This is a genomic window from Caballeronia sp. LZ033, assembly GCF_031451265.1.
Classification (GTDB): domain Bacteria; phylum Pseudomonadota; class Gammaproteobacteria; order Burkholderiales; family Burkholderiaceae; genus Caballeronia.
The window spans coordinates 3,147,587-3,171,378 of the sequence record NZ_JARUXQ010000001.1 but is presented as its reverse complement, the minus strand read 5'-3'; the positions used below and the strand labels follow the sequence as shown (position 1 = coordinate 3,171,378).

Annotated in this window: 22 protein-coding genes and 2 riboswitches; of the genes, 17 read left to right on the top strand and 5 right to left on the bottom strand. The window is 64.3% G+C overall.

The features are described from left to right. Positions 1–8 precede the first annotated feature (8 nt). The 8 genes from QCE62_RS14840 (at position 9) to QCE62_RS14805 (ending at position 9,854) form a co-directional block, all read left to right on the top strand. Complete coding sequence (locus QCE62_RS14840) at positions 9–800, top strand: hypothetical protein (protein ID WP_309919189.1); 792 nt, start codon at positions 9–11, stop codon at positions 798–800. Beyond that, positions 797–1,189 (top strand): hypothetical protein, encoded by a 393-nt coding sequence (locus QCE62_RS14835; RefSeq protein WP_309919186.1) that lies wholly within the window; start codon positions 797–799, stop codon positions 1,187–1,189. The genes QCE62_RS14840 and QCE62_RS14835 overlap by 4 nt, the downstream gene beginning before the upstream one ends. A 124-nt stretch (positions 1,190–1,313) precedes the next feature. After that, positions 1,314–1,416, top strand: a riboswitch (glycine riboswitch). Positions 1,417–1,425: 9 nt separating this feature from the next. After that, positions 1,426–1,558: riboswitch (glycine riboswitch) on the top strand. A 113-nt stretch (positions 1,559–1,671) separates the two neighbouring features. Next, complete coding sequence (gene gcvT, locus QCE62_RS14830; RefSeq protein WP_309919184.1) at positions 1,672–2,796, top strand: glycine cleavage system aminomethyltransferase GcvT; 1,125 nt, start codon at positions 1,672–1,674, stop codon at positions 2,794–2,796. Positions 2,797–2,883: 87 nt separating this feature from the next. Further along, entirely contained in the window at positions 2,884–3,264 is a 381-nt protein-coding gene (gcvH, locus tag QCE62_RS14825) for a glycine cleavage system protein GcvH (protein WP_309810807.1), read from the top strand. A gap of 60 nt (positions 3,265–3,324) precedes the next feature. Then, the gene (gcvP, locus tag QCE62_RS14820) at positions 3,325–6,252 is read left to right on the top strand and encodes an aminomethyl-transferring glycine dehydrogenase (RefSeq protein WP_309919182.1); all 2,928 of its coding nucleotides are present in this window, start codon (positions 3,325–3,327) and stop codon (positions 6,250–6,252) included. A gap of 115 nt (positions 6,253–6,367) precedes the next feature. Then, entirely contained in the window at positions 6,368–7,474 is a 1,107-nt protein-coding gene (locus QCE62_RS14815) for an alginate lyase family protein (RefSeq protein ID WP_404987334.1), read from the top strand. A 19-nt stretch (positions 7,475–7,493) separates the two neighbouring features. Next, positions 7,494–8,882, top strand: a complete 1,389-nt coding sequence (locus QCE62_RS14810; RefSeq protein WP_309919179.1) for an L-serine ammonia-lyase — start codon at positions 7,494–7,496, stop codon at positions 8,880–8,882. Between the two features lie 87 nt (positions 8,883–8,969). Then, positions 8,970–9,854, top strand: coding sequence for a hypothetical protein (locus tag QCE62_RS14805; protein WP_309919176.1), 885 nt, complete (start codon positions 8,970–8,972; stop codon positions 9,852–9,854). On the opposite strand, the gene flhA is transcribed toward QCE62_RS14805, so the two are convergent. The 5 genes from flhA to flgA all read right to left on the bottom strand — a co-directional run bounded on the left by flhA (position 9,855) and on the right by flgA (position 15,725). Beyond that, a complete protein-coding gene (gene flhA, locus QCE62_RS14800) occupies positions 9,855–11,960 on the bottom strand; it encodes a flagellar biosynthesis protein FlhA (protein WP_309919173.1) in 2,106 nt (701 codons plus the stop codon). Continuing rightward, on the bottom strand, positions 11,957–13,165 hold the full coding sequence (gene flhB / locus QCE62_RS14795) for a flagellar biosynthesis protein FlhB (RefSeq protein ID WP_309919171.1): 1,209 nt from the start codon (positions 13,163–13,165) through the stop codon (positions 11,957–11,959). Before flhB ends, flhA begins: the two co-directional genes overlap by 4 nt. Before the next feature lie 206 nt (positions 13,166–13,371). Beyond that, complete coding sequence (locus tag QCE62_RS14790; RefSeq protein ID WP_309919168.1) at positions 13,372–13,806, bottom strand: flagellar protein FlgN; 435 nt, start codon at positions 13,804–13,806, stop codon at positions 13,372–13,374. Positions 13,807–13,918: 112 nt separating this feature from the next. Continuing rightward, positions 13,919–14,245: a flagellar biosynthesis anti-sigma factor FlgM gene (gene flgM / locus QCE62_RS14785; protein WP_404987363.1), complete on the bottom strand. Its 327-nt coding sequence runs from the start codon at positions 14,243–14,245 to the stop codon at positions 13,919–13,921. 190 nt (positions 14,246–14,435) lie between these two features. Next, a complete protein-coding gene (gene flgA / locus QCE62_RS14780) occupies positions 14,436–15,725 on the bottom strand; it encodes a flagellar basal body P-ring formation chaperone FlgA (protein ID WP_309919162.1) in 1,290 nt (429 codons plus the stop codon). Positions 15,726–15,990: 265 nt separating this feature from the next. Here flgA and flgB point away from each other — a divergent pair, with 265 nt between their 5' ends. From flgB to flgJ, 9 genes are all read left to right on the top strand, one after another. Continuing rightward, the gene (flgB, locus tag QCE62_RS14775) at positions 15,991–16,470 is read left to right on the top strand and encodes a flagellar basal body rod protein FlgB (RefSeq protein WP_309919160.1); all 480 of its coding nucleotides are present in this window, start codon (positions 15,991–15,993) and stop codon (positions 16,468–16,470) included. A 19-nt stretch (positions 16,471–16,489) separates the two neighbouring features. Further along, positions 16,490–16,915, top strand: coding sequence for a flagellar basal body rod protein FlgC (gene flgC / locus QCE62_RS14770; protein ID WP_035499295.1), 426 nt, complete (start codon positions 16,490–16,492; stop codon positions 16,913–16,915). 23 nt (positions 16,916–16,938) lie between these two features. Next, positions 16,939–17,664, top strand: coding sequence for a flagellar hook assembly protein FlgD (locus QCE62_RS14765; RefSeq protein WP_309919158.1), 726 nt, complete (start codon positions 16,939–16,941; stop codon positions 17,662–17,664). A 43-nt stretch (positions 17,665–17,707) separates the two neighbouring features. Next, the gene (flgE, locus tag QCE62_RS14760) at positions 17,708–18,961 is read left to right on the top strand and encodes a flagellar hook protein FlgE (protein WP_309919155.1); all 1,254 of its coding nucleotides are present in this window, start codon (positions 17,708–17,710) and stop codon (positions 18,959–18,961) included. 33 nt (positions 18,962–18,994) lie between these two features. Beyond that, entirely contained in the window at positions 18,995–19,747 is a 753-nt protein-coding gene (gene flgF / locus QCE62_RS14755; RefSeq protein ID WP_309810772.1) for a flagellar basal-body rod protein FlgF, read from the top strand. A gap of 35 nt (positions 19,748–19,782) precedes the next feature. Next, positions 19,783–20,571 (top strand): flagellar basal-body rod protein FlgG, encoded by a 789-nt coding sequence (gene flgG, locus QCE62_RS14750; RefSeq protein ID WP_309919153.1) that lies wholly within the window; start codon positions 19,783–19,785, stop codon positions 20,569–20,571. Between the two features lie 76 nt (positions 20,572–20,647). Further along, a complete protein-coding gene (locus QCE62_RS14745) occupies positions 20,648–21,355 on the top strand; it encodes a flagellar basal body L-ring protein FlgH (protein ID WP_309919150.1) in 708 nt (235 codons plus the stop codon). Positions 21,356–21,357: 2 nt separating this feature from the next. After that, positions 21,358–22,485, top strand: a complete 1,128-nt coding sequence (locus QCE62_RS14740) for a flagellar basal body P-ring protein FlgI (RefSeq protein ID WP_309919147.1) — start codon at positions 21,358–21,360, stop codon at positions 22,483–22,485. 16 nt (positions 22,486–22,501) lie between these two features. After that, a complete protein-coding gene (flgJ, locus tag QCE62_RS14735; RefSeq protein WP_309919143.1) occupies positions 22,502–23,554 on the top strand; it encodes a flagellar assembly peptidoglycan hydrolase FlgJ in 1,053 nt (350 codons plus the stop codon). The last annotated feature ends 238 nt before the right edge of the window (positions 23,555–23,792 follow it).

Here is a 23,792-nt window from a genome sequence, read left to right as displayed (position 1 = left end):
AGTCGTCCTTGAATCTTCCAAAACTCGCCACGACGGAATGGCTCAGCGAAGTGATCGACATGACGATCACGACGAATGGCAATGCTTTCCGGATAAGGCGTATTGAGCGAGATGCCCAAGCGCTTCTTGAAAGGGGTGCGCAGCAGCGGGAAATGTGCTGGCTGATTCTGGCATTTGCCGCATTTCTGCGCGGCGACCGGAGCCAGTGCATACGGTGTATCGAAGCCGCTCAGGCACTCGCGAAACACGATGTGATGATTCTGGGCAATGCGGCCTCGCTCTTGAACAATGTCGGCATGCCGCGTCTCGCTGTCAATTATGCGCGCCGGGTAGTCGCGAACGCAGGCGATGACGCTCGGTTCAAGGTGAATGCTGCGCGGGTGCTTTTCGGAGCATTGCATTTCGAAGATGCGGCAAGGATCGTTCTTGCTCAGGAAAATCACAGCGCACTCACTGAGGTCGATGCATTTTTTGTATCCATCGAGGGAATTGTCGAGCGGCTTCAGAAAGGTAATGTCGGCATCGAGCTACGCCTGGCTCTGTTGGAATCGGCCATCGCGGCCCTCTGCGAGGAAGACTGTGTCATAAGACAAACCACCGTCGTGGTTTATCCGGACCATTCCATGCGATACGAGCTCTTCGTCGATCAATCCGCAAGCCGTTGCGCCAGCGTGAATTGCGCGATAGCGGACACGTTGACCGAACGCTTCGAGAACGCTCATCCTGAAGCCATCACTTTCGCGTGCCGCCCATTTGCGTCCTATATACCGGCAGGTTTGTCCATCGAGGTTGAACGGTGAGTATCGAAGTCGATGATCTATTGACGCTGGCGGAACAGTTGTCGGCGGGCAGTCACGAATGTGAATGGCGCGCGGGCGCCTCGCGCGCTTATTACGCCGCCTACCACAAGGCGCTCGTCGTGGCGGATCATTGCCTGCCCCCCAATCCGCAGCTTTGTGGTGGGCACGTCAAGCTCACTGAGCGACTCAAGGCAGGCGGCATGAAAGGACGATCGCTGGCCTATTCACTGATCGATCTCAAGCGCGTGAGGACAGATGCGGACTATCGGCTCGCTGAATCGTTCACACAGTCTCAGGCCACGGACCTTCTGGCAAATTGCCGTGCGTTTGTCCCTCGGGCAGACGCTTTCCGGGCGCACGTCGAACGCACTCAGGCCGCCGTTTCCTGATCGGCAGCGGCGCCTGCGTCGCCCCAACGGCCGAGCGCCATCCTGATGCGCCCCCAAATGTCCGCCCCCACCCATTCCGCCCCCGGATCAGTTTGACAACCCCAATTCGGTCGCGTAAATTCTGCCGCACGCGTCGGGAGAGCGCGTGGCCGCTGCTCAGGCAGTGTCGCCGCGCCGCCGAAGGGGCATACCCGCAAACTCTCAGGCAAAAGGACCGACGGCGTCGAGGAATCATTTCCTCGCACTCTGGAGAGCGGCAGCGGCTTCTATAGCAAAGCCAGTTGCCCACCGAAGGGGCGCGCGATGAACCGCAGCACGACCGTGCACGGTTCGCGCAATCTCTCAGGTACCGAGGACAGAGGGGTCACGCATCGCAATCGTCGCGGCATAAGCCTTGCGCGCTGTTCGACAGCACGAAAGGCTCATCCGGCAGGCGAATAGTGCGCTGCGTGGCCTTTTTTGTTTCGCGAACCGAGGCCCCGATGACCGACCTTCAACACACGCCCCTGCACGCCGCCCATCTCGCGCTGAACGCGCGCATGGTCGATTTCGGCGGCTGGGACATGCCCGTCAACTACGGTTCGCAGATCGACGAGCATCGCGCCATCCGCACCGATGCCGGCATGTTCGACGTCTCCCACATGCGCGTCGTCGATTTCGAGGGCGAAGCCGTCCGCGACTTCTTCAAGTACGCCCTCGCCAACAACGTCGACAAACTCACGACACCCGGCCGCGCACTCTATTCCTGCCTGCTCAACGGCGACGGCGGCGTCATCGACGACCTGATCGTCTATTACTTCTCCGAGACGAGCTTTCGCGTCGTCGTGAATGCGAGCACCGCCGAGAAGGACATCGCCTGGTTCGGGCAATTGAACGCCGCAGGCGAGTTCAACCTCTCCATCACGCCGCGCCGCGATCTGGCGATCATCGCCGTGCAGGGTCCGAACGCCCGCGAAAAAGTCTGGCACGTGCTGCCTGATACCCGCGCACAAACCGAATCGATCAAGCCGTTCAACGCGGTCCGCTTTCCGTCGACGGCATTCGGCGAAGTCATGCTCGCGCGCACCGGCTATACCGGTGAAGACGGTTTCGAGATCGTCGTGCCCGCGACGCACGTCGAAGCCCTGTGGAACGCGCTGCGCGATGCCGGCGTGAAGCCCGCCGGGCTCGGCGCGCGCGACACGTTGCGCCTGGAAGCCGGCATGAATCTCTACGGCCAGGACATGGACGACACCGTCTCGCCGCTCGACGCCGGCCTCGCCTGGACGGTCGATCTCAAAAGCGAGCGCGACTTCGTCGGCCGCAGCGCGCTGGAAGCAAACGGCACGCAGGCGAACTTCGTCGGACTGGTGCTGATGAAGGAAAACGGCCGCGCGGCCGGCGTGCTGCGCGCCCACCAGAAAGTGCTGTCGCAGCACGGTGAAGGCGAGATCACGAGCGGCACGTTTTCGCCGTCGATGCAGGAGTCGATCGCGTTTGCGCGCGTGCCCGCCGCCGTTGCCGCCGGCGACACGGTGCAGGTCGTGATTCGTGACAAGCAAGTCCCGGCGCGCGTGGTAAAACTTCCGTTCGTGCGCAACGGCAAGGTCCTCGTGGATCTGTCCTGAGGCAAGTGCATCAGACAAGGCATCAAGCCGCTGCGCCCGTTTCCTCCGATCAAGAACCTCACGAACGCATCACGCAAGGAGCATCCAATGAGCATCCCGGCCGATCTGAAATACACCGAATCGCACGAATGGGTCCGCACCGAGTCCGACGGCACCTTGACCGTCGGCATCACCGATCACGCGCAGGAAGCGCTCGGCGACATCGTGTTCGTCGAACTGCCGGCAGCCGGCAAGAGCGTCGCGGCGGGCGATGCCATTGCGGTCATCGAATCGGTGAAGGCCGCCTCCGACATCTACGCGCCGGTGTCGGGCGAGATCGTCGCCTCGAATGACGCGCTGGCTGCCGCGCCGGACCAGGTCAACGGCGCGCCGTACGAAAGCTGGCTCTTCAAGATCAAGCCGTCCAGCAATGACGGTCTCGACAAGCTGCTCGACGCCGCGGGCTACGGCCAGTCGATCGGCGAATAACTTTCTCACTTGGACGAAGGCGGTTTTCCTCGAGGAAAGCCGCTTCTCGCAGGAATTCTCATGAAGCTCGAACACCCGGATCGCCTGATGAACCGCACCTCCCTGTCACTCGCCGCGCTCGAACGCCACGACGCGTTTGCGGAACGGCACATCGGCCCCGATGAAGCAGATCAGCGCGCGATGCTCGACGCGCTTGGCTTCGCCTCGCGCGCGGCCTTCATCGACGCGGTGATTCCTGAATCGATCCGCCGCAAGGAAACGTTGCCGCTCGGCGCGTTCACGCAGCCGAAAAGCGAGGCGGAAGCGCTCGCGTCGCTGCGCAAGCTGGCGGACGAGAATCTGGTGTTCCGGACTTACATCGGCCAGGGTTACTACGGCACGCACACGCCGGGCGTGATCCTGCGCAACGTGCTCGAAAACCCGGCGTGGTACACGGCCTATACGCCGTATCAGCCGGAAATCTCGCAAGGCCGTCTCGAGGCGCTGCTCAACTTCCAGCAGATGGTGATGGACCTGACCGGCCTTGCGATGGCGAACGCATCGCTGCTCGACGAAGCCACCGCCGCCGCGGAAGCCATGACGCTGCTGCAACGCGTGGGCAAGCCGAAGTCGAACGTGTTCTATGTCGCCGACGACGTCCTGCCGCAGACCATCGAAGTGGTGAAGACGCGCGCGAAGCCGGCGGGCATCGAAGTGAAGGTCGGTCCCGCCGCGGACGCCGCGAGTGCGAATGCCTTCGGCGTGCTGCTCCAGTATCCGGGCGCGAACGGCGACGTGCACGACTACCGCGCGCTCGCCGAAGCGATTCACGCCGCGGGCGGTCATGTGATCGCGGCGGCGGATCTGCTCGCGCTGACGCTCATCACGCCGCCGGGCGAGTGGGGCGCGGACGTGGCCATCGGCAATACGCAGCGCTTCGGCGTGCCGGTCGGCTTCGGCGGACCGCATGCCGCCTTCATGGCGGTGCGCGACGAATTCAAGCGCCAGATGCCGGGCCGTCTTGTAGGCGTGACCGTCGACGCGCAGGGCAATTCCGCGCTGCGTCTCGCGCTGCAGACGCGCGAACAGCATATCCGCCGCGAGAAAGCGACCTCGAACGTGTGCACGGCGCAGGCGCTGCTCGCGATCATGGCGAGCATGTACGCGGTTTATCACGGCCCGCAGGGTCTCCGGACGATCGCGCAACGGGTGAACCGGGTCGCGTCCATCCTCGCGGGCGGTCTGCGCAAGCTGGGCTATACGCTGGCCAATGAATCCTTCTTCGACACGCTGACGATCGAAAGCGGCGCCAGCACGACCGCGCTGCATCAGGCCGCCTACGCCGCGCACGTCAATCTGCGCCGCGTGAGCGCGACGTGCGTGGGCGTGTCGCTCGACGAAACCACGACGCGCGATGACTTGCTGAAGCTGTTCGCGCTGTTTGCGGAAGTCGCGGGCAAGACCGAAACGTTCGACATCGACGCGCTCGACGAAGCTGCGTCCGTTTCACTGCCGGCCGAACTGCAGCGCACGAGCGACTACCTGACGCACCCGGTCTTCAATCGTCACCATTCCGAGCATGAAATGCTGCGCTATCTGCGCAGCCTCGCGGACAAGGATCTCGCGCTCGACCGCACGATGATCCCGCTCGGCTCCTGCACGATGAAGCTCAACGCCACGTCGGAAATGCTGCCGGTCACATGGCCCGAGTTCGCGCAGATTCATCCGTTCGCGCCTGCCGAACAGACGGTCGGCTATCGCACGATGATCGATCAGCTGGAACAGATGCTGGTTGCATGCACGGGCTACGCGGCGGTGTCCTTGCAGCCGAACGCCGGCTCGCAGGGCGAGTACGCCGGCCTGTTGATCATTCATGCGTATCACGAGTCGCGCGGCGAAGGTCATCGCAATGTGTGCCTGATCCCGGCATCGGCGCACGGCACGAATCCGGCGTCGGCGCAAATGGCCGGCATGCAGGTCGTCGTGGTGGCGTGCGATGCGAACGGCAACGTCGATATCGACGATCTGAAGGCGAAGGCCGAAAAGCATTCGGCGAATCTCGCGGCGATCATGATCACGTATCCGTCGACCCACGGCGTGTTCGAGCGCAATGTGCGGGAAATCTGCGACATCGTGCACGCGCACGGCGGCCAGGTGTACGTGGACGGCGCCAACATGAACGCGATGGTCGGTCTGTGCGCGCCCGGCCAGTTCGGCGGCGACGTCTCGCACCTGAACCTGCACAAGACCTTCTGCATTCCGCACGGCGGCGGCGGACCGGGCGTGGGTCCGGTCGCGGTCGGCGCACATCTGGCCAAGTTCCTGCCCAATCAGGTCTCGACCGGCTACCAGCGCGACGAAGCGGGCATCGGCGCTGTGTCGTCGGCGCCGTATGGCTCGGCTGCCATCCTGCCGATCTCCTGGATGTACATCGCGATGATGGGCGCGCAAGGCCTGACGGCCGCCACCGAAAGCGCGATCCTCGCGGCCAACTATGTCGCGAAGCGCCTCGCGCCGCACTATCCGGTGCTGTACAGCGGCGCGGGCGGGCTCGTCGCGCACGAGTGCATTCTCGACGTGCGTCCGATCAAGGAATCCAGCGGCATCTCGGTGGAAGACGTGGCCAAGCGCCTGATCGACTACGGTTTCCATGCGCCGACCATGAGCTTCCCGGTCCCCGGCACGCTGATGGTGGAGCCGACCGAATCCGAATCGAAGGAAGAGCTCGACCGCTTCATCGACGCGATGATCGCCATTCGTGAAGAGATTCGCGCCGTCGAGGAAGGCCGCGCCGATCGCGACGACAACGTGCTGAAACACGCGCCGCACACCGCCGCAGTCGTCACGGCGGACGCGTGGGACCACAAGTACACGCGCGAGGCGGCAGCGTATCCGCTCAAGTCGCTGGTGACGCGCAAGTATTGGTCGCCAGTGGGCCGCGCGGACAACGCCTATGGCGACCGCAACCTGATGTGTTCATGCGTACCGATTTCGGATTACGCTGAATGAGTACGGCCTAGAGCCGGCGAGCCGCCCGAATGGTCAAGCATTGTCGGGCGGTTTTGCGGTGCGCGTCAGAACGGCTAACATCACACCCCGGACCCAAGCCAATCAAGGAGTACGCATGGCGCCGAAGGTGCGAGAGGTGAACGAAGGCCGTTTCAGGCCACGCGAACGGCTGGCTGTGCTGTGCGCGCTGACGCTGGCCGCGCCGGCTGCGCATGCGGCGATGAACTTCTGCGCCGCGCCCGCGATGCAGACGAGCGAGCGCACCAATGCCGATCCCGGCGTGCGGGCGCTCGTGAAGATGGTTCAGTCACACGTCAACGACCAGCCGAAGGCGCGCGCGAAGCTGCACACCGAGGGCACGTTGCCGCACGAGGGCATTCGCGACGAGAGCATCGAGGCCGAGAAGGACTTAAGCCTGATGCGCGACGCGGCGCTCGCCTGGCGCGCCACCGGCGACGAGCGGTACCTGCGTCTGGTGGACCGTTTCCTGTTCGCGTGGACCACCACGTATCAGCCGAGCTTCAACCCGATCGACGAGACCAACTTCGAGTCGCTGATCCTCGCCTACGACCTGACGGCGAGCGCGCTGCCGGTCAAGACGCGCAATGCCGCGAACGCCTTCATCACGAAGCTCGTGACCGGTTACATCAACGACATCGACAAGCAGCCGCGTCCGCTCACCGGCACGTATCGCAACAACTGGCAGAGTCATCGCGTGAAACTGGTGGCGATGGGCGCGTTCACCATCGACGACCGCAAGCTCATCAACGCGGCGCAGCGGCTGTTCGTCGAGCATATCGGCGACAACATCGCGCCGGATGGCTCGACGGTCGATTTCGCCGAACGCGATGCGCTTCACTACGTGACCTACGACCTTCAGCCGCTCGTCACGGCGGCGCTGGCCGCGCGCCGCCACAACCGCAACTGGCTGCCGGAACGCGCGCAGTCGGGGGCGACGCTCGCTGTCGCGCTCAACTGGCTCACGCCGTATGCGCTCGGCACGAAGACGCACGAGGAATTCGTGCGTTCGACCGTCCCTTTCGACGCCAAGCGCCGCGAGGCCGGTTTGCCGGGCTTCTCGGGTCCGTGGGATCCTAAAAACGCGGCAGAACTCTTTCATCTGGCGGCGCGTCTCGACGGCCGCTACGCGCCGGTGGCGCTGCGGCTCGCGCCGACGCCGCCCGCGTGGCTCGCGGTGTGTCTGCCGCTGCCGGCGCGCTAACTCTCACGCAGGAGCAGTCATGGCAGTCAGCGTATTCGACCTCTTCAAGATTGGCATCGGACCGTCGAGCTCGCACACGGTCGGTCCGATGCGCGCGGCCTTGTTGTTCGCCCAGGGGCTCGAGCGCGACGCGCTGCTGGACGCGGTGGCGTCGGTGAAATGCGAGTTGTACGGCTCGCTCGGCGCGACCGGCAAGGGCCATGGCACCGATCGCGGCGTGATGCTGGGCCTGATGGGCGACGCGCCCGATACCGTCGATGCCGGCACGATTTCGGCGCGTCTCGACCAGGTGCGCGCGTCGAAGACACTGGCGCTGCTCGGCCATCACAAGCTGCCCTTCACGATCAGGGAGAACATCGCGTTCTACCGGCAGGCACTGCCCGAGCATCCGAACGGCATGAAGCTGTACGCGTTCGATGCAAGCGGCGCGTTGCTGCGCGAGGCCACCTATCTGTCGGTGGGCGGCGGTTTCGTGGTGACGGCGGGCGCGGCGAATACCGCGGTGCTGACGGCGCACGAGCAATTGCCGTTTCCGTTCCAGACCGGCGACGAATTGATGAGGATGTGCGTTGAGTCGGGGCACTCCATCGCCCGGCTGATGTGGGAAAACGAATGCGTCTGGCGCAGCGAGGACGAGATCCGCGCGGGCCTGCTGCGCATCTGGGACGTGATGCAGGATTGCGTCGCGCGGGGCTGCGGCATCGGCAATCCCGAAGCCGAAGGGCATCTGCCCGGACCGTTCCAGGTGAAGCGCCGCGCGCCGCAGTTGTACAAGGCGCTGGCGAGCAAGCCGGAGCTGGCGCTGCGCGATCCGCTGTCGATGATCGACTGGATCAACCTCTATGCGATCGCGGTGAACGAGGAAAACGCGATAGGCGGACGCGTCGTGACCGCGCCGACCAATGGCGCAGCCGGCATCATCCCGGCCGTGCTGCACTATTACGACCGCTTCGTGCCTGGCTCGAACCCGCAGGGCATCATCGACTTCCTGTTGACGGCCGGGGCTATCGGCATCCTTTACAAGATGAACGCGTCGATTTCGGGCGCGGAAGTGGGCTGCCAGGGCGAAGTGGGCGTGGCGTGTTCGATGGCGGCGGGCGGCCTCGCGGCCGTGCTCGGCGGCACGCCCGCGCAGGTGGAGAACGCAGCGGAAATCGGCATGGAGCACAACCTCGGGCTCACCTGCGATCCGGTGGGCGGCATGGTGCAGATTCCCTGCATCGAACGCAATGCCATGGGCTCGGTGAAGGCCGTCAACGCGGCGCGCATGGCGATGCGCGGCGACGGTTCGCACTATGTCTCGCTCGATTCGGTGATCAAGACCATGCGCGAAACCGGCGCCGACATGAAGACCAAGTACAAGGAAACGTCGCGCGGCGGGCTTGCGGTGAATATTGTCGAGTGTTGAGGCCCGGCGCAAGCTGGCCGTTCGGTGGATGTTCGAATCCGCCTCAGTTGCTTAGCATGACGTCATAACTGGCATGCGGAGCAAACAATGCTTGACGTCGCACGTGGCAACATCGAAAACAAACTGTGCATTCTCAGCGTTCGCTATCAAGGCTATGATGCTATCGCGCATGAGATAGATCTGAATCAGCTGGGAGAATCGATTCAAGGCTTCGCGCGCGTCATTTCGCTATGTGCGAGCGTGCTCGCGACGGGTAGACTGCCCTTTCACTTCGATGCACTCGATGTCAGTGTCGTCTCGCTCCCGGTAGACGAGCATCATTGTTTCGAAGTCCTGGCAATGGTGAAAAGCATGGCAACGAGCAAGGAACTGTGGTCTGGTGCGTTTGGCGCTGTGCTTGCCGCCGTGATTCAGTACGTTCTATCCCGACGCGATCAAGGCAATATGAAATACCTGAATGAAGCATTGCAACGGTCGATGCAGAGCAACGAACTCAACATGACCAGACTGGCCACGACGGTCGACAAGATGATGGCCTCCATCGACAAGCTCACCGACATCCTGCAACCCGCCGCGCGTCAGGCGCTGAGTCCTATCGAGCGCTCATGCGAGCGCATCGACCTCCACCTGGATGGCGCGTGTTTCATGAGCCTGAATCGCACGCACAAGCGGACATTTGCACACGCGGGACGCAAGCTCTCGGAGCATCTCGAGACTTATGTCGGCGTGATTTCGCAGTTCGACATGACCACCGGCGCGTGCCGGGTCACGCTCGAAGGAGGCAGTGCGCGGCTTCCCGCCATCGTGGTCGATCCCGCGTTCAACCGCCCTAAGAATCGCTACGTCGAGGCCATGGCTTCCCGCCATTCCATCTGCTTCCTTGCGAAAGCGGATCTGGATGACGAGGGCCATCCGCTCAGACTGTATATCTCGGACACGTCGGCGCAGGAGCGCAGATTCACCGTCGTCTGATTACGCGCCAATCAGGTTGACCACCTTCACGTTGCGCGTATCGGGCACTTCGGCATAGGACAGCACCTTCAACTGCGGCAGGCTGCGGCGCAGGAAGCGCGCAAGCATCGCGCGCAGCGAATGTTGCACCAGCAGCACCGGCGGCAGTCCGAGGTTCTGCTGACGCATCATCGCGTTCTGGGTCGAGTTCATCAGCGTCTGCGCGAGTCCGGGCTCCAGTCCCGGATTCGTGCCGGTGGACAACGCCTGCGACAACACGCGCTCCAGCGTCGGATCGAGTCCCATCACCTGGAGGTCGTCGTTGCCGGGATACCATTGCTGCGAGATCGCGCGGCCCAGCGCAAGACGCACCGCGGCGGTCAGGTCGTGAGCGTCGGAAAGCTTGGGAGCGTGTTCCTGAAGCGCGTCGAGAATGGTGCGCATGTCGCGGATCGGCACGCTTTCGTCGAGCAGATTCTGCAGCACCTTTTGCAGCGTCGTCAGCGAAATCACCTTCGGCACGAGGTCTTCCGTGAGCGACGGCGTGTCCTTGCCGATGCGCTCCAGCAGCGCCTGCACTTCCTGGCGTCCGAGCAATTCGGCCGCGTGCGTGACCACCAGATGATTCAGGTGCGTCGCGACCACCGTGCTCGCATCCACCACCGTGTAGCCGTACACCTGAGCCTGCTCGCGCAGATTGGTGTCGATCCACACCGCCGGCAGGCCGAACGCCGGGTCCTGCGTCTGGGCGCCGGGCAGTGCCGCCGAAACCTGGCCGGGGTTGATTGCGAGCCACTGTCCCGGGAACGCTTCGCCCACGCCCACTTCCACGCCCTTCAGCGCAATGCGGTAGCCGTTCGGGCGCAGTTCGAGATTGTCGCGAATATGAATGACCGGCGGCAGAAAGCCGATTTCCTGCGCGAACTTCTTGCGGATGCCCTTGATGCGCTTGAGCAGTTCGCCATCGGCGTTCTTGTCGACGAGCGGAATCAGGCGGTAGCCCACTTCCAGTCCGAGCGGATCGATGAGCGCGACATCTTCCCAGCTGGCTTCCGCATTCTCGGCCGAGGTGGCCGCCGCGCTTGCAGCGAGCGGTGTGACATCGGTGACGGCGCTTTTCTTCTTCGCTTCGGCGCGCTTGTTCATCGAGCGCGCGGCATAGATCAGGCCGCCGCCGAGCAGCATGAACGCGAAGTGCGGCATGCCGGGGATCAGGCCCATGATGCCGATGATCACGCCCGTAATCATCAGCACGCGGGGATTCTGGAACAACTGTCCCGTCAGCTGGGTGCCGATGTCTTCCTCGGTCGCGACGCGCGACACGATCACGCCGGCTGCCGTCGAGATGATGAGCGAAGGGATCTGCGCCACGAGGCCGTCGCCGATGGTCAGCAGCGTGTAGTTGGTCGCCGCGTGGCTGAAGTCCATGTCGTGCTGGAGCATGCCGACAATCAGCCCGCCTACGACGTTGATCACCATGATCAGCAAGCCCGCGATGGCGTCGCCGCGCACGAACTTGCTCGCGCCGTCCATGGAACCGTAGAACTCGGCTTCCTGCGCCACGCCCTGGCGGCGCTTCTTCGCGGTTTCCTCGTTGATGAGGCCGGCGTTCAGGTCGGCGTCGATGGCCATCTGCTTGCCGGGCATGGCATCGAGCGTGAAGCGCGCGCCCACTTCGGCGATCCGGCCCGCGCCCTTCGTGATCACCATGAAGTTGATGATCATCAGAATCACGAAGACGACGATACCCACCGCGAAGTTGCCGCCCACCAGGAAGTGACCGAACGACTCGATCACCTGGCCGGCCGCATCCGGACCGGTGTGGCCTTCCAGCAGCACGATACGCGTCGACGCGACATTCAGCGACAGGCGCAGCAAGGTGGAGAACAGCAGCACGCTCGGGAACGCCGCGAAGTCGAGCGGCTTTTGGGTGTACATGCTGACGAGCAGCACCATCACCGCGAGCGCAATGTTGAAGGTGAACAGCAGATCCAGCAGGAACGCGGGCAAGGGCAGGATCATCATGCCCAGGATCATGCAGATCAGGATCGGGCCGGCGAGGGCTCGAAGGTTCTGCGTGCCCAGCGCGTCAGGCCGTTTGGCGAAAAATCCAGCGCGCGCGTTCATGCGGCGGCTCCATTGTCAGGGTTGTCGCCGGTCAGGGCTTCTTCAGCTTCCTGATCGGCGTCGGCGTCGGAAACGCCGCCTTTGTCGAGTTCCTTCGGTACGTCGAGATCGGACGGCTGGTCCGGCTTGATACCGCCGTCTTCCTTGTAGCGCTTCAGCTGGTAGACCCACGCCAGCACCTGCGCCACCGCGCCATACAGCGCGCCCGGAATCTCGCGATTGATCTCGACGTTGTGATACAGCGCACGCGCCAGCGGCGGCGCTTCGAGCAGCGGCACGTTGTTTTCGCGGCCCAGTTCGCGGATGCGCGCGGCCACGAGATTCACGCCCTTCGCGACGACCTTCGGTGCGCGCATCTCGCCGTCCGTGTACTTCAGCGCGACCGCGAAGTGAGTCGGGTTCGTCACGATCACGTCGGCGGTGGGAATCGCCTGCATCATCCGGCGACGCGCGGCCGCACGCTGCTGCTGACGAATCTTGCCCTTGATGTGCGGGTCGCCTTCGTTCTCCTTGTGCTCGCGCTTCACTTCTTCCTTGCTCATGCGCAGCTTCTTGGCGTGCGAGTACAGCTGGTACGGAACGTCCACGGCCGCGACCAGAAACAATCCGCCGATCGCCATGCCGCAACACACGAAGATGAGGTGCATGGCATCGGCGAGCGCGAGACTGAGCGGCTTGGTCAGAAGGTCGAGCACTTCGGCGCGGCGGCTCCAGATTGCCGAGCCCGCCATGCCGCCGACCACGACCGTTTTCAGGATCGCCATGCCCAGCTGCACCGGGCCCTGCGAAGAGAAGATCTTGCCGAGCCCGCTTACCGGATTGAGGCGGCCGAAATTCGGCGCGAGTGGCTTGGTGGTGAGCAGCCAGCCGCCGAGCGCCATCGGCGCGGCCAGCGCGGCGAAGCACGTGAGCAGCAGGACCGGCAGCACGGCCAGCATGCCTTCCTTGCCGGCGTTCACGGCCCCGATCATCATCTGACGCGTGTCGAGCACGGTGGCATGATCGAACGTGAAAGCACCCCGCAACACCGACTGCAAATGCCCGCTGATCGGGCCGGACAAGCCCCAGACCCCGAAAAAGCCCGCCGCCAGCAGCGCAAAGGAAGCGAGTTCACGAGAACGCGCAACCTGGCCTTCCTCCCGCGCCTTTTCCAGGCGCTTGGGAGTGGCTGATTCGGTTTTTTCGAGATCGCTTTCTTCTGCCACCGGGCCTTGCTCCGTTCCGTGTCCAATCCGTGCGAGCGGCACGAAGCCGCTTTTCGATGTCAGGGATTATTGCGGAAGGCGTCGAGCGGCCATCGGAGGATAAGGCCGGGGAAAAGGGGGTTATTCGCTAGATGAAAGCGCGGAAAAAAAAGCGGCGCGTGTCCCGCATGAGACACGCGCCGTTCTGAAGGCTACCAATGTCCGGATCAGGCGCCCGGCACGCGGCCGTCCGGGCCGTAGAACCCGGCCCGCGACGGCGCAACCTGCATCGCGGCGAGCGCCTTGCGGTTGTATTCCATGCGCGTGCGGATCAGCACGCCGTTATTGTTGTTGCCTTGTTTCGCGCGACGGGCGGCGGCGGTGAGCAGCGCCCATTGCTCGGCAATCGCGGCATCGCCGGCGGCGGCGGCTTCCATGCCGATGAAACCGGCCGGAAAGCCCAATGCATTCAGATGTTCGTCGCGCGTCTTTTCGAGACTGGAGATGCGTTCGGTGAGCGCGGTCTTGTTCTCGATGATGCCGGGAAGCGCCGGAAGCGGCTGCGCGGCGATCAGCGCTTTTTCCTCGTCGGCGAGGAGGGATTCGAAGGCCTGAACAGCAGCGACTTCTTCGGTGATGGTGGCAAGCAGGGCGTCTCTCATTGCGGCTCGCTGGATACGCTGAAAAGCGGGTTTTAAAAAGCCGCCCGGTCCGCGAACGCCGCCGCCACGACGCGCCTGTCCATCCATGACAGGCGAGTCGAGCTCACTGCGTTCAGCCGCCGGTCGGCGGGGTTCTCGTTTGCAGCAGATCGCGCGCCGTGCTCAGAATGCCGTCGGCGATCTTGGCCGGGTCCATCGTCAGGCTGCCGTCGCGGATCGCGGCCTTGATCGACTCGACTTTCGCCGTATCGATGTCCGAGCCGTTCGATGCGCGCAGGTCCGTCGACAAGGACGACAAGCTCACTTTCGAATTCGTTGCCGGGTTTGCGCCCGCTTGTTGCACGGTGCTCGCGGCACCTTTGGCGTCGTTCTGCGACGCGCGCTGCAGGGTGTCTTGAAGGCCTGCCAGAGTGGTGTTGCTATTCGATTCGATTTTCACGATGTCCATTCCCGAACGTGTTGAGTCCTTTATCGGTCAGGGTGCCCGAAAACTTGACCCTGCCTCAGGAGCGCCAACTGGTGTTCGCCGTGCTCATCGCCCGGAAACCCTTATGCAGCGGGCATCGACGCGAATTGCAACAAAATGAAACATACGTGGGGGACCGAACACATCGCGCAAACCGCCCTCTTCAGAGGGACACTTCCACCGTCTGGCTGTCCTTCACGACGCCGGTGATGATCTGGCCACCGGCAGTTTTCACCCGTACTTGCTGGCCGGGCGCCGCGTTGTTCATCGCGGTGCCGTCGGCGGAAATGGAAAAGCCGGCGCCGCCCGTGACCACATGCACGGTCTGTCCGATCGACACCGAACTCGCGGCGCGCAGCATGTCGGTGCGCAGCGGCAAACCTGCCGGCACACGCGACAGCGCCACTGCGCCGACAGCTTGCGCCGGATCGGTGACGATGGCCTGCGGCATCGCGGTGAGGTCGCCGTCGCGGGCGATCAGATCGGCGTTGGTCAGCACTTCGCCGGGCGCGATCGCACGCGCGGCCAGATAGTAAGTGGCGTTGACCGACACGCGCGCCTGGACATACAGCGTCCACGGCCGTTCGCCGACGCAGCGCACGCCGACCGTCATGCGGCCCCAGAGGCGCGCGCCGGTCGGCATGAACGGATCGAGCGACGAACACGCGGCCAGGCCGCGCGGGAACACCGGCGTGACCGTGATGTCGACCTTGCCGGGCAAGCCGGCTGCCTGTTGCTGGAGGAAGTTCAGCGCGGCCGCGCGAATCGACTCGCCGTCCTGCATCGTGGCGGGCGCGCCGGGCGCGGGCGGAAGCGTCGCTGCCGCGGGTGCCGCTGCGGCGGCAGGCTTGAAGCTGACGCGCTGCATCGGCGAAGCGGCTGCCCCTGCGACGGGCGTCGCCACGCCGGCCGCAACCGGTCGCGGATTGACGGCTCGGCCAGCCGCGGCGTCATCGCGCGTGACGACTACCGGCATCACGTCGCGCGAGGCGGCCACAGCGGGCGCCTTGGCAAGCGCCGGAGCCGCGACGCGCGTCGCAACGGGAGCGGCGGCGGCCGCCGGCTTCGCTTCGCCCGGTCCGGGAATCACGATCATGCCGGCGTCGTTCATGGAATCGTCGGCGGCGTCGGCGTGGGCTTCCAGTTCGAGCGCGGCGTTGCGCATCGCGGCGTCGGCGGCGCGAGTCGCTGCGCGATAACCGCTGGCGCTCAAGGGCGCGGGCGTCGAAACCCGCGCGGCAGGCGCCAGGTTCTTCGCCATGTCGGCGGCCGCGGCGGGATTGGTCTCGGCATTGCCGGGAATGACGATCATGCCGTCGCTTTGCTGCGCGGATGCGCCCGCCGCGACGGCCATCAGTAGCGAGACGCCCGCCAGCCCGCACAGCGTGCGGCGCGTGAACGTCGCTGCGGCGCGAGCCGTAGGGTTCGATGCACGCTTGGCGGACCTGCTCATCCCTTCTCTCCCTGACGCCGCGCACTGAACGCGGCATTGCCTGAATAAATCGAGCCGCGCACTGCACGGCAACTTCCTGGAACCGGACGGGAAGCACAGCACGCCCGCCATCGGCCACGAAACGCATTCTAGATATCGGCGGGCGCGTGCAAGCGTCGAATAGAGGCCGCGTTTCCCGGTTATTCGTCGGATTAGTTCTTGTGCGCCGCTCCTAAGATGCGTGTCATGCAAAAAGGCCTCGGCGCTGCCGACAGGAGAAACCGGAATGCTAGACAGACTCGACAAGGAATTCGCCTTTGGCCGTGAAGCGCTCGACGTGCGCGCGTACCGGCAGGAATTGCTGTCGTCGAACATTGCCAACGCCGACACCCCCGGCTACAAGGCGCGCGACGTCGAATTCTCGAGCGCGCTCGCGGGCGCGCTGAAGCAGAACGGCACGGCGTCGAACAGCTCGACGCTGAAGATGGCGCAGCCCGTCAGCCTCAGCTCGAGCGCGTCGCTGGCCGTGACTTCGCAAGGCCACATGAGCGGCACGTCGACGCTCGCCACATCCGGCGGCTCGACGGACGACTACGGCAAGCTCGCCTACCGCGTGCCGAGCCAGCCTTCGCTGGACGGCAACACCGTGGACCTCGACGCCGAGCGCGTGCAGTTCGCCGACAATGCGCTGCACTTCGAAGCCGGCATGACGGTGCTGTCGTCGCAGATCAAGTCGATGCTGTCGGCGATCACGTCGAACAGCTGAGCACGACAGGAGAAAGACCATGCCCTCTTTGATGAACATCTTCAACGTCGCCGGCTCGGCGATGTCCGCCCAGGCGCAGCGCCTGAACGTCACCGCGTCGAACCTCGCCAACGCGGACAGCACGACCGGCCCGGACGGCCAGCCGTACAAGGCGAAGCAGGTCGTGTTCGCGGTCGATCCGCTCGGCGGCGCGCGCACCGCGTCGGGCCAGCAGGTCGGCGGCGTGCAGGTGACCGGCGTGATCGACGATCCGAGCCCGATGAAGACCAGCTACGACCCCAGCAACCCCGCGGCCAACGCGGACGGCTATGTGACGCTGCCCAACGTCGACCCCGTGCAGGAAATGGTCAACATGATTTCCGCGTCGCGTTCCTACCAGGCGAACGTCGAAACGCTCAACACCGCCAAACAATTGATGCTCAAGACCCTGACCATCGGAACCTGATACAGACATCCAAGGAACGCAACGTGACGACCAGCACAACCATCGGCAGCAACGGCACCACGGTGTCGCAGACGCTGCTCGACACCATGAACGGCGCGTCGTCGAGTTCGTCGACGTCTTCGTCGACCTCGGCGACCGGCGCGCAATCGGCGTCGGACCTGCAGAACACCTTCCTCACGCTGCTCGTGACGCAGTTGAAGAACCAGGACCCCACCAATCCCGCCGACAGCTCGCAGATGACCTCGCAGCTCGCACAGATCAATACGGTGACGGGCATCGGCCAGTTGAATACGTCGCTGTCGTCGCTTGCCGCGCAGCTGTCGGCTGGCCAGCAGACGCAGGCCGCGCTGCTGATCGGTTCCAACGTGCTGTCCTCCGGCAGCGACGTGACGGTGGCGAGCGGCAAGTCGTCGAGCTTCGGCGTGCAGCTGGCGAACGATGTGAGCGACCTGCAGATCGTCGTGAAGAACGCCTCGGGCCAGATCGTCAACACGCTCGACCTCGGCGCGCAGGGCGCGGGCGTCGTGCCGGTGACGGGCTGGACGCCGGTCGATTCGAAGGGCGCCACGCTCGCCGACGGCTCCTACACGATCACCGCGCAAGGCACGATCAACGGCCAGCAGGCCACGGCCACGACGCTGTCGGCCGCGCAGGTCCAGAGCGTCGTGCAGATGTCCGGCGGCGCGCCGGGCCTCAAGCTTTCGAACGGTTCCACCGTGGCGCTCTCGAGCGTCGCCTCGATTCTTTAAATTCAATTTTTAGGACGAGCGCGAACTCGTCACGGAGAAACACATGAGCTATCAACAGGCACTGAGCGGTCTGGGCGCCGCATCGAGCGACCTCGACGTCATCGGCAACAACATCGCCAACTCGAACACGGTCGGCTTCAAGCAGGGCTCGGCGCAGTTCGCCGACATGTACGCCAACTCGATGGCCACGGCCGTCAGCAACCAGATCGGTATCGGCACGCGTCTGGCGGAAGTGCAGCAGCAGTTCTCGCAAGGCACGATCACGACGACCAACCAGGCACTCGATGTCGCCATCAACGGCAACGGTTTCTATCAGCTGTCGAACAACGGCTCGGTGGTGTACTCGCGCAACGGCGTGTTCCACCTCGATGACAGCGGCAAGATCGTCAACTCGGCGGGCCTGCAACTGATGGGCTATGCGGCGGATTCGTCCGGCGTGGTCAACAGCGCGAGCACGGTTCCCCTGTCGGTGCCGACGGCGAACATCCAGCCGACCGCGACGAAGAGCATCACGGCCGCGTTCAACCTGAACTCGCAGGACACGAACCAGACGCTCAACTTCGATCCGACCAACGGCAACACCTACAACGAATCGACTTCGGTGGATGTGTACGACACGCTGGGCGGCACGCAGAAAGTGTCCGTGTACTTCACGAAGACCCAGACCGGCACGTGGGAAGCCTATGCGGGCTACGGCGACCCTGTCTCGCAGACAACGGATCTCGGCGCAGTGTCGTTCGATTCCACCGGCACGTTGACCGGCACGGCTGCGAACACCGCAGGCGGCGTAACCTCGGCCAACAAGGGGCAGTTCACCTTCACGATCCCCAACGGCGCGGATCCGACCGGCAACAGCACGCAGACCCTGACGCTCGACCTGACCGGCACGACCCAGTACGGCGCCAAGAGCGGCATCACGAATCTGCACCAGGACGGCAACAGCACGGGCGAACTGACGGGCTTTACGGTCGGCACCGACGGCATGCTGACGGGCAACTATTCGAACGGTGAAACCAAGGCCCTCGGCCAGATCGCCATCGCCAACTTCAACAACCAGAACGGCCTGCAAAACCTGGGCGGCAACGTGTACGCGCAGACGGCCGCGTCGGGCGCGGCGCAAATCGCCGTGCCCGGCTCGACCAACCACGGCACGCTGCAGGGCGGCGCGGTGGAGAACTCCAACGTGGACCTGACGAGCGAGCTCGTGAACCTGATCACCGCGCAGCGCAACTATCAGGCGAACGCGCAGACGATCAAGACGCAGCAGACCGTCGACCAGACGCTGATCAACCTGTAAGCAGCGCACGCATAGGCTCGAAGGAAGCGATTCATGGACCGTCTGATCTACACCGCGATGACCGGCGCCAGCCAGGCGCTCGAACAACAGGCCGTCGTGGCGAACAACCTCGCGAACACGTCGACCACGGGTTTCAAGGCGCAACTCGCTGCGTTCCGCCAGGTGCCGATGTCGTTCGAGAACCAGTCCGCCGACGGCTCGACGCGCACCTTCGTGCTCTCGTCGACGCCCACCGCGGACTACTCGGCGGGGCCGGTCCAGCAGACCGGCAATCCGCTGGATGTCGCGATCCAGGGCCAGGGCTGGCTGTCCGTGCAGGCGGCGGACGGCAGCGAGGCCTACACGCGCGCGGGCAACCTGCACGTGGATCAGAACGGCCAGCTCGTCAACGCGAGCAACCTGCCGGTGATCGGCAACAGCGGTCCGCTGTCGATCCCGCCGGGCGCCGAAGTGACAATCGGTCATGACGGCACGATCTCGGCGCTGATTCCGGGCGACCCGCCGACGGCGATCGCGGTGGTGGATCAGCTGAAGCTCGTCAATCCCGATCCGGCGACGCTCACGCGCGGCGACGACGGGCTATTCCGCACCGCGACCGGCGATCCCGCCGACGCGGACCCGAATGTCGTCGTGGCCGGCGGCGCGCTCGAGGGCAGCAACGTGAACCCGGTTTCCGCGATGGTCTCGATGATCACCAACGCCCGGCAATTCCAGATGCAGACGAAGCTGATGGAATCGGCCGACCAGAACGAACAGTCGGCCAACAAGCTGCTCAACTTCAGCTAAGCGGCGCACGCCAGCACCACAGGACACGAAAGAACATGAATCGCTCTCTCTACATCGCCGCGACCGGCATGAATGCGCAGCAGGCGCAGATGGACACCATCTCGAACAACCTCGCCAACGTGAGCACGAACGGCTTCAAGGGTTCGCGCGCGGTGTTCGAGGACCTGCTGTACCAGACCACCCGCCAGCCAGGCGCGAATTCGACGCAACAGACCGAACTCGCCTCGGGCGTGCAGCTCGGCACCGGCGTGCAGCAGATCGCGACGGAACGGCTGTACACGCAGGGCAACCTGCAGCAGACCGGCAACTCGAAGGACGTCGCGATCAACGGCCAGGGCTTCTTCCAGGTGACGATGCCCGACGGCACGACCGCCTACACGCGCGACGGCTCGTTCCAGACGAATGCGCAGGGCCAGCTGGTCACGTCGAGCGGCTATCAGGTGAATCCGGCGATCACGATTCCGCAGAACGCGACGTCGATCACGATCGGTTCGGACGGCACGGTGTCGATCACGCAGTCGGGCACGTCGGCCAGCACGACGGTCGGCGCGATCCAGCTCGCGACCTTCATCAATCCGGCCGGCCTCGAAGCGCGCGGCGAGAACCTGTTCTCGGAGACGGGCAGCTCGGGCGCGCCGAACGTGTCGCAACCGGGCCTGAACGGCGCGGGCTCGTTGCAGCAAGGCTATGTGGAAGCGTCGAACGTCAACGTGGTGCAGGAACTGGTCAACATGATCCAGACCCAGCGCGCGTACGAAATCAACAGCAAGGCCGTGACCACGTCCGACCAGATGTTGCAGACGCTCTCGCAAATGCAGGTTTAACCCCTTTATTCGACGGATGAGAATCGGAAAGATGACGTCACACTGACGCATCTTTCGCTTCATACGAGTTATCACGATGTCGTCACTTCACCTCATCGCGCGCGCTTCGCTCCATGCCTCGCGCCTCGCCACGGTTGCCGCCTTCGGCGCGGCGCTCGGCGCATGCGGCCTCGTGCCGAAAGAGCCGATCATCCAGCAGCCGATGACCGCGCGTCCGCCGCAGCCGCCCACCGGCACGCGTTCGCCCGGCGCGATCTACAACGCCGGCTATGCAGGCCGCCCGCTGTTCGAAGACCAGCGGCCGCGCAACATGGGCGACATCCTGACCATCGTGATCTCGGAAAACGTCAACGCGACAAAGTCCTCGGCGGCGAACACCAACCGCGGCAGCAACGCGTCGTTCGCCGTGCCGACCACGCCGGGCATCTTCGGCGGCCTGTTCAACAACACGACGCTCTCGGCCACCGGCGCCAACAAGTTCACCGCAACGGGCGGCGCCAGCGCGGCCAACACGTTCAGCGGCACGCTGACCGTGACCGTCACGGAGGTCCTGCCCAACGGCAACCTGATGGTGAGCGGCGAGAAGCAGATGCTCATCAACCAGGGCAACGAATTCGTGCGCTTCTCGGGCGTCGTCAACCCGACGACCATCTCGGGCAGCAACACCGTCTACTCCACGCAAGTCGCCGACGCGAAGATCGAATACTCGGCGAAGGGTTACATCGACGAAGCGGAGAACATGGGCTGGCTCCAACGCTTCTTCCTCAACGTCGCGCCGTTCTGATCATGAATCCGCTTCTTCGCTTCATCTCGTTCTCGCTCGCTGCGGCCGTCGTCGCGCTCGGCGCCGTGCCGCACGCGCATGCCGAACGTCTCAAGGACCTCGTCTCGTTCCAGGGCGTGCGCGACAACCCGCTGATCGGCTATGGTCTCGTCGTCGGCCTCGACGGCACCGGCGACCAGACCATGCAGACGCCGTTCACGACGCAGTCGCTCACCAACATGCTCGGCAACCTGGGCATCACGGTGAACTCGGCCACCACGCAGAACATGCAGTTGAAGAACGTCGCCGCCGTGATGGTGACCGCGACGCTGCCGCCGTTCGCGCGCCCCGGCGAAGCGATCGACGTCACGGTGTCCTCGCTCGGCAATGCCAAGAGCCTGCGCGGCGGCACCTTGCTGATGTCGCCGCTGAAGGGCGCCGATGGCCAGGTGTATGCGATGGCGCAGGGCAACCTCGTCGTCGGCGGCGCGGGCGCGAGCGCGAACGGCAGCAAGGTCCAGGTGAACCAGCTGGCGGTGGGCCGCATCTCGGCGGGCGCGATCGTCGAGCGGGCGGTGCCTTCGGCATTGCAGCAGCAGGGCGGCGTCATGCAGATGGAACTGCGTGAAATGGACTTCGACACGACGCAGCGCATCGTCGCTGCGGTCAACAACCTGTTCGGCGCGGGCACGGCGCTCGCGCTCGACGGCCGCACCATCCAGTTGCGCGCGCCGCAGGACCCGAGCCAGCAAGTGTCCTTCATGGCGCAGTTGCAGAACATCGACGTGCATCCGGCGCAGGCCGCCGCGAAGGTGATCCTGAACGCGCGCACCGGCTCCATCGTCATGAACCAGATGGTCACGCTGCAGAACTGCGCCGTGGCGCACGGCAATCTGTCGGTCGTCATCAACACGAAGACGGCAGTGAGCCAGCCGAATGCCTTCTCGAACGGGCAGACGGTGGCGGCGAAGGAGTCGTCGATCCAGCTCAAGCAGGACAGCGGCGCGCTCAAGATGCTGAACGCAGGCGCGAATCTCGCCGAAGTCGTCAAGGCGCTCAACGCGCTCGGCGCGACGCCGGCCGACCTCATCTCGATCCTTCAATCGATGAAGGCCGCCGGCGCCCTGCGCGCCGACCTCGAAATCATCTAATAACGAATAAGAACCCATGAACGCGAACCCGAACGGAATCGCCAGCAGCGCGCTGGCATCGACCGATACGAGCGGCGGACTCTCGAATCTCTCGAACCGTTTCGCGCTCGACACGCAAGGTTTCGACGCATTGCGCGCGCAGGCCGGCGCGAATCCGCAGCAGGGACTCAAGGAAGCAGCGAAGCAGTTCGACGCCGTCTTCACGCAGATGATGCTGAAAAGCATGCGCGATGCGACGCCTTCCGACAGCCCGTTCGAATCGAACGATACGAAGTCGTTCACGTCGATGCTCGACCAGCAGCTTTCGCAGCAGATGTCGTCGAAGGGCATTGGCGTCGCGGACATGATGCTCAAGCAGCTCATGCGCAATTCCGGCACGCAGACCGGCGCGAACGCCGCGGGCGGCGCCGGCGCGGCAGGCTCCATGAACGCGATGCAGGCGCTCGGCGGCATGTCGGGCGGCGGCGATCTCGATGCCAACGCGGGCAATCTCGCGGCCATGAACGCCATGGCGAAGGCGTATGCGGCGGCGCAAGCCAACAAGAACAGCACGCTCGCCGGCCGCGGCTACTCGGCGGCGGATTCGCTCGAACCGCCCGCGCGCGGCAACGGTTCGGACAAGGTCAATGCGTTCGTCGACCGTCTGGCTGCGCCGGCGCAGGCCGCGAGCGCGGCGACGGGCATTCCGGCGCGCTTCATCATCGGTCAGGCGGCGCTGGAATCCGGCTGGGGCAAGCGCGAGATCAAGGCCGCCGACGGCTCGACGAGCCACAACATCTTCGGCATCAAGGCGACGAAGGACTGGACTGGCAAGACGGTCAATGCCGTCACGACCGAATACGTGAACGGCCGGCCGCAGAAGGTCGTGGAGAAGTTCCGCGCCTACGATTCATACGAGCACGCGCTGACCGACTACGCCAGCGTCATCAGCACCAACCCGCGTTACGCGCCGGTGATCCAGGCGTCCCGCGACGTGGCCGGCTTCGCGCACGGCATGCAGAAGGCGGGTTACGCGACCGATCCGCAATACGCGAAGAAACTCATCTCGATCATGCGACAGATCGTCTGACGCAACAGGGCGCGGCTTCGCGCTCAATCACCCGATGGTTGCGGCCGCCTTCTTGCTGGGAAGGCGGCGTTTGCCGTATACATCCTGGCGAGATGCAATTGTTCGGCCTTGGGGCGACGGCAAACGTTTTACGTTCGAAGGGACGGCGCACCACATACTTTTTGCGCCGGCAAACCCTAAACTTTTAAAACTGCAAGCCGCTAACCTGAATAATCGAAGTTCCGGACCAATAGGGGCC

What these genes read in the sequence shown, in the direction of transcription:
- gcvT (WP_309919184.1), top strand. Translation starts at nt 1,672, where the DNA reads ATGACCGACCTTCAACACACGCCCCTGCACGCCGCCCATCTCGCGCTG.
- gcvH (WP_309810807.1), top strand. Translation starts at nt 2,884, where the DNA reads ATGAGCATCCCGGCCGATCTGAAATACACCGAATCGCACGAATGGGTC.
- gcvP (WP_309919182.1), top strand. Translation starts at nt 3,325, where the DNA reads ATGAAGCTCGAACACCCGGATCGCCTGATGAACCGCACCTCCCTGTCA.
- QCE62_RS14815 (WP_404987334.1), top strand. Translation starts at nt 6,368, where the DNA reads ATGGCGCCGAAGGTGCGAGAGGTGAACGAAGGCCGTTTCAGGCCACGC.
- QCE62_RS14810 (WP_309919179.1), top strand. Translation starts at nt 7,494, where the DNA reads ATGGCAGTCAGCGTATTCGACCTCTTCAAGATTGGCATCGGACCGTCG.
- QCE62_RS14805 (WP_309919176.1), top strand. Translation starts at nt 8,970, where the DNA reads ATGCTTGACGTCGCACGTGGCAACATCGAAAACAAACTGTGCATTCTC.
- flhA (WP_309919173.1), bottom strand. Translation starts at nt 11,960, where the DNA reads ATGAACGCGCGCGCTGGATTTTTCGCCAAACGGCCTGACGCGCTGGGC.
- QCE62_RS14790 (WP_309919168.1), bottom strand. Translation starts at nt 13,806, where the DNA reads ATGAGAGACGCCCTGCTTGCCACCATCACCGAAGAAGTCGCTGCTGTT.
- flgA (WP_309919162.1), bottom strand. Translation starts at nt 15,725, where the DNA reads ATGAGCAGGTCCGCCAAGCGTGCATCGAACCCTACGGCTCGCGCCGCA.
- flgB (WP_309919160.1), top strand. Translation starts at nt 15,991, where the DNA reads ATGCTAGACAGACTCGACAAGGAATTCGCCTTTGGCCGTGAAGCGCTC.
- flgC (WP_035499295.1), top strand. Translation starts at nt 16,490, where the DNA reads ATGCCCTCTTTGATGAACATCTTCAACGTCGCCGGCTCGGCGATGTCC.
- flgE (WP_309919155.1), top strand. Translation starts at nt 17,708, where the DNA reads ATGAGCTATCAACAGGCACTGAGCGGTCTGGGCGCCGCATCGAGCGAC.
- flgF (WP_309810772.1), top strand. Translation starts at nt 18,995, where the DNA reads ATGGACCGTCTGATCTACACCGCGATGACCGGCGCCAGCCAGGCGCTC.
- flgG (WP_309919153.1), top strand. Translation starts at nt 19,783, where the DNA reads ATGAATCGCTCTCTCTACATCGCCGCGACCGGCATGAATGCGCAGCAG.
- QCE62_RS14745 (WP_309919150.1), top strand. Translation starts at nt 20,648, where the DNA reads ATGTCGTCACTTCACCTCATCGCGCGCGCTTCGCTCCATGCCTCGCGC.
- QCE62_RS14740 (WP_309919147.1), top strand. Translation starts at nt 21,358, where the DNA reads ATGAATCCGCTTCTTCGCTTCATCTCGTTCTCGCTCGCTGCGGCCGTC.
- flgJ (WP_309919143.1), top strand. Translation starts at nt 22,502, where the DNA reads ATGAACGCGAACCCGAACGGAATCGCCAGCAGCGCGCTGGCATCGACC.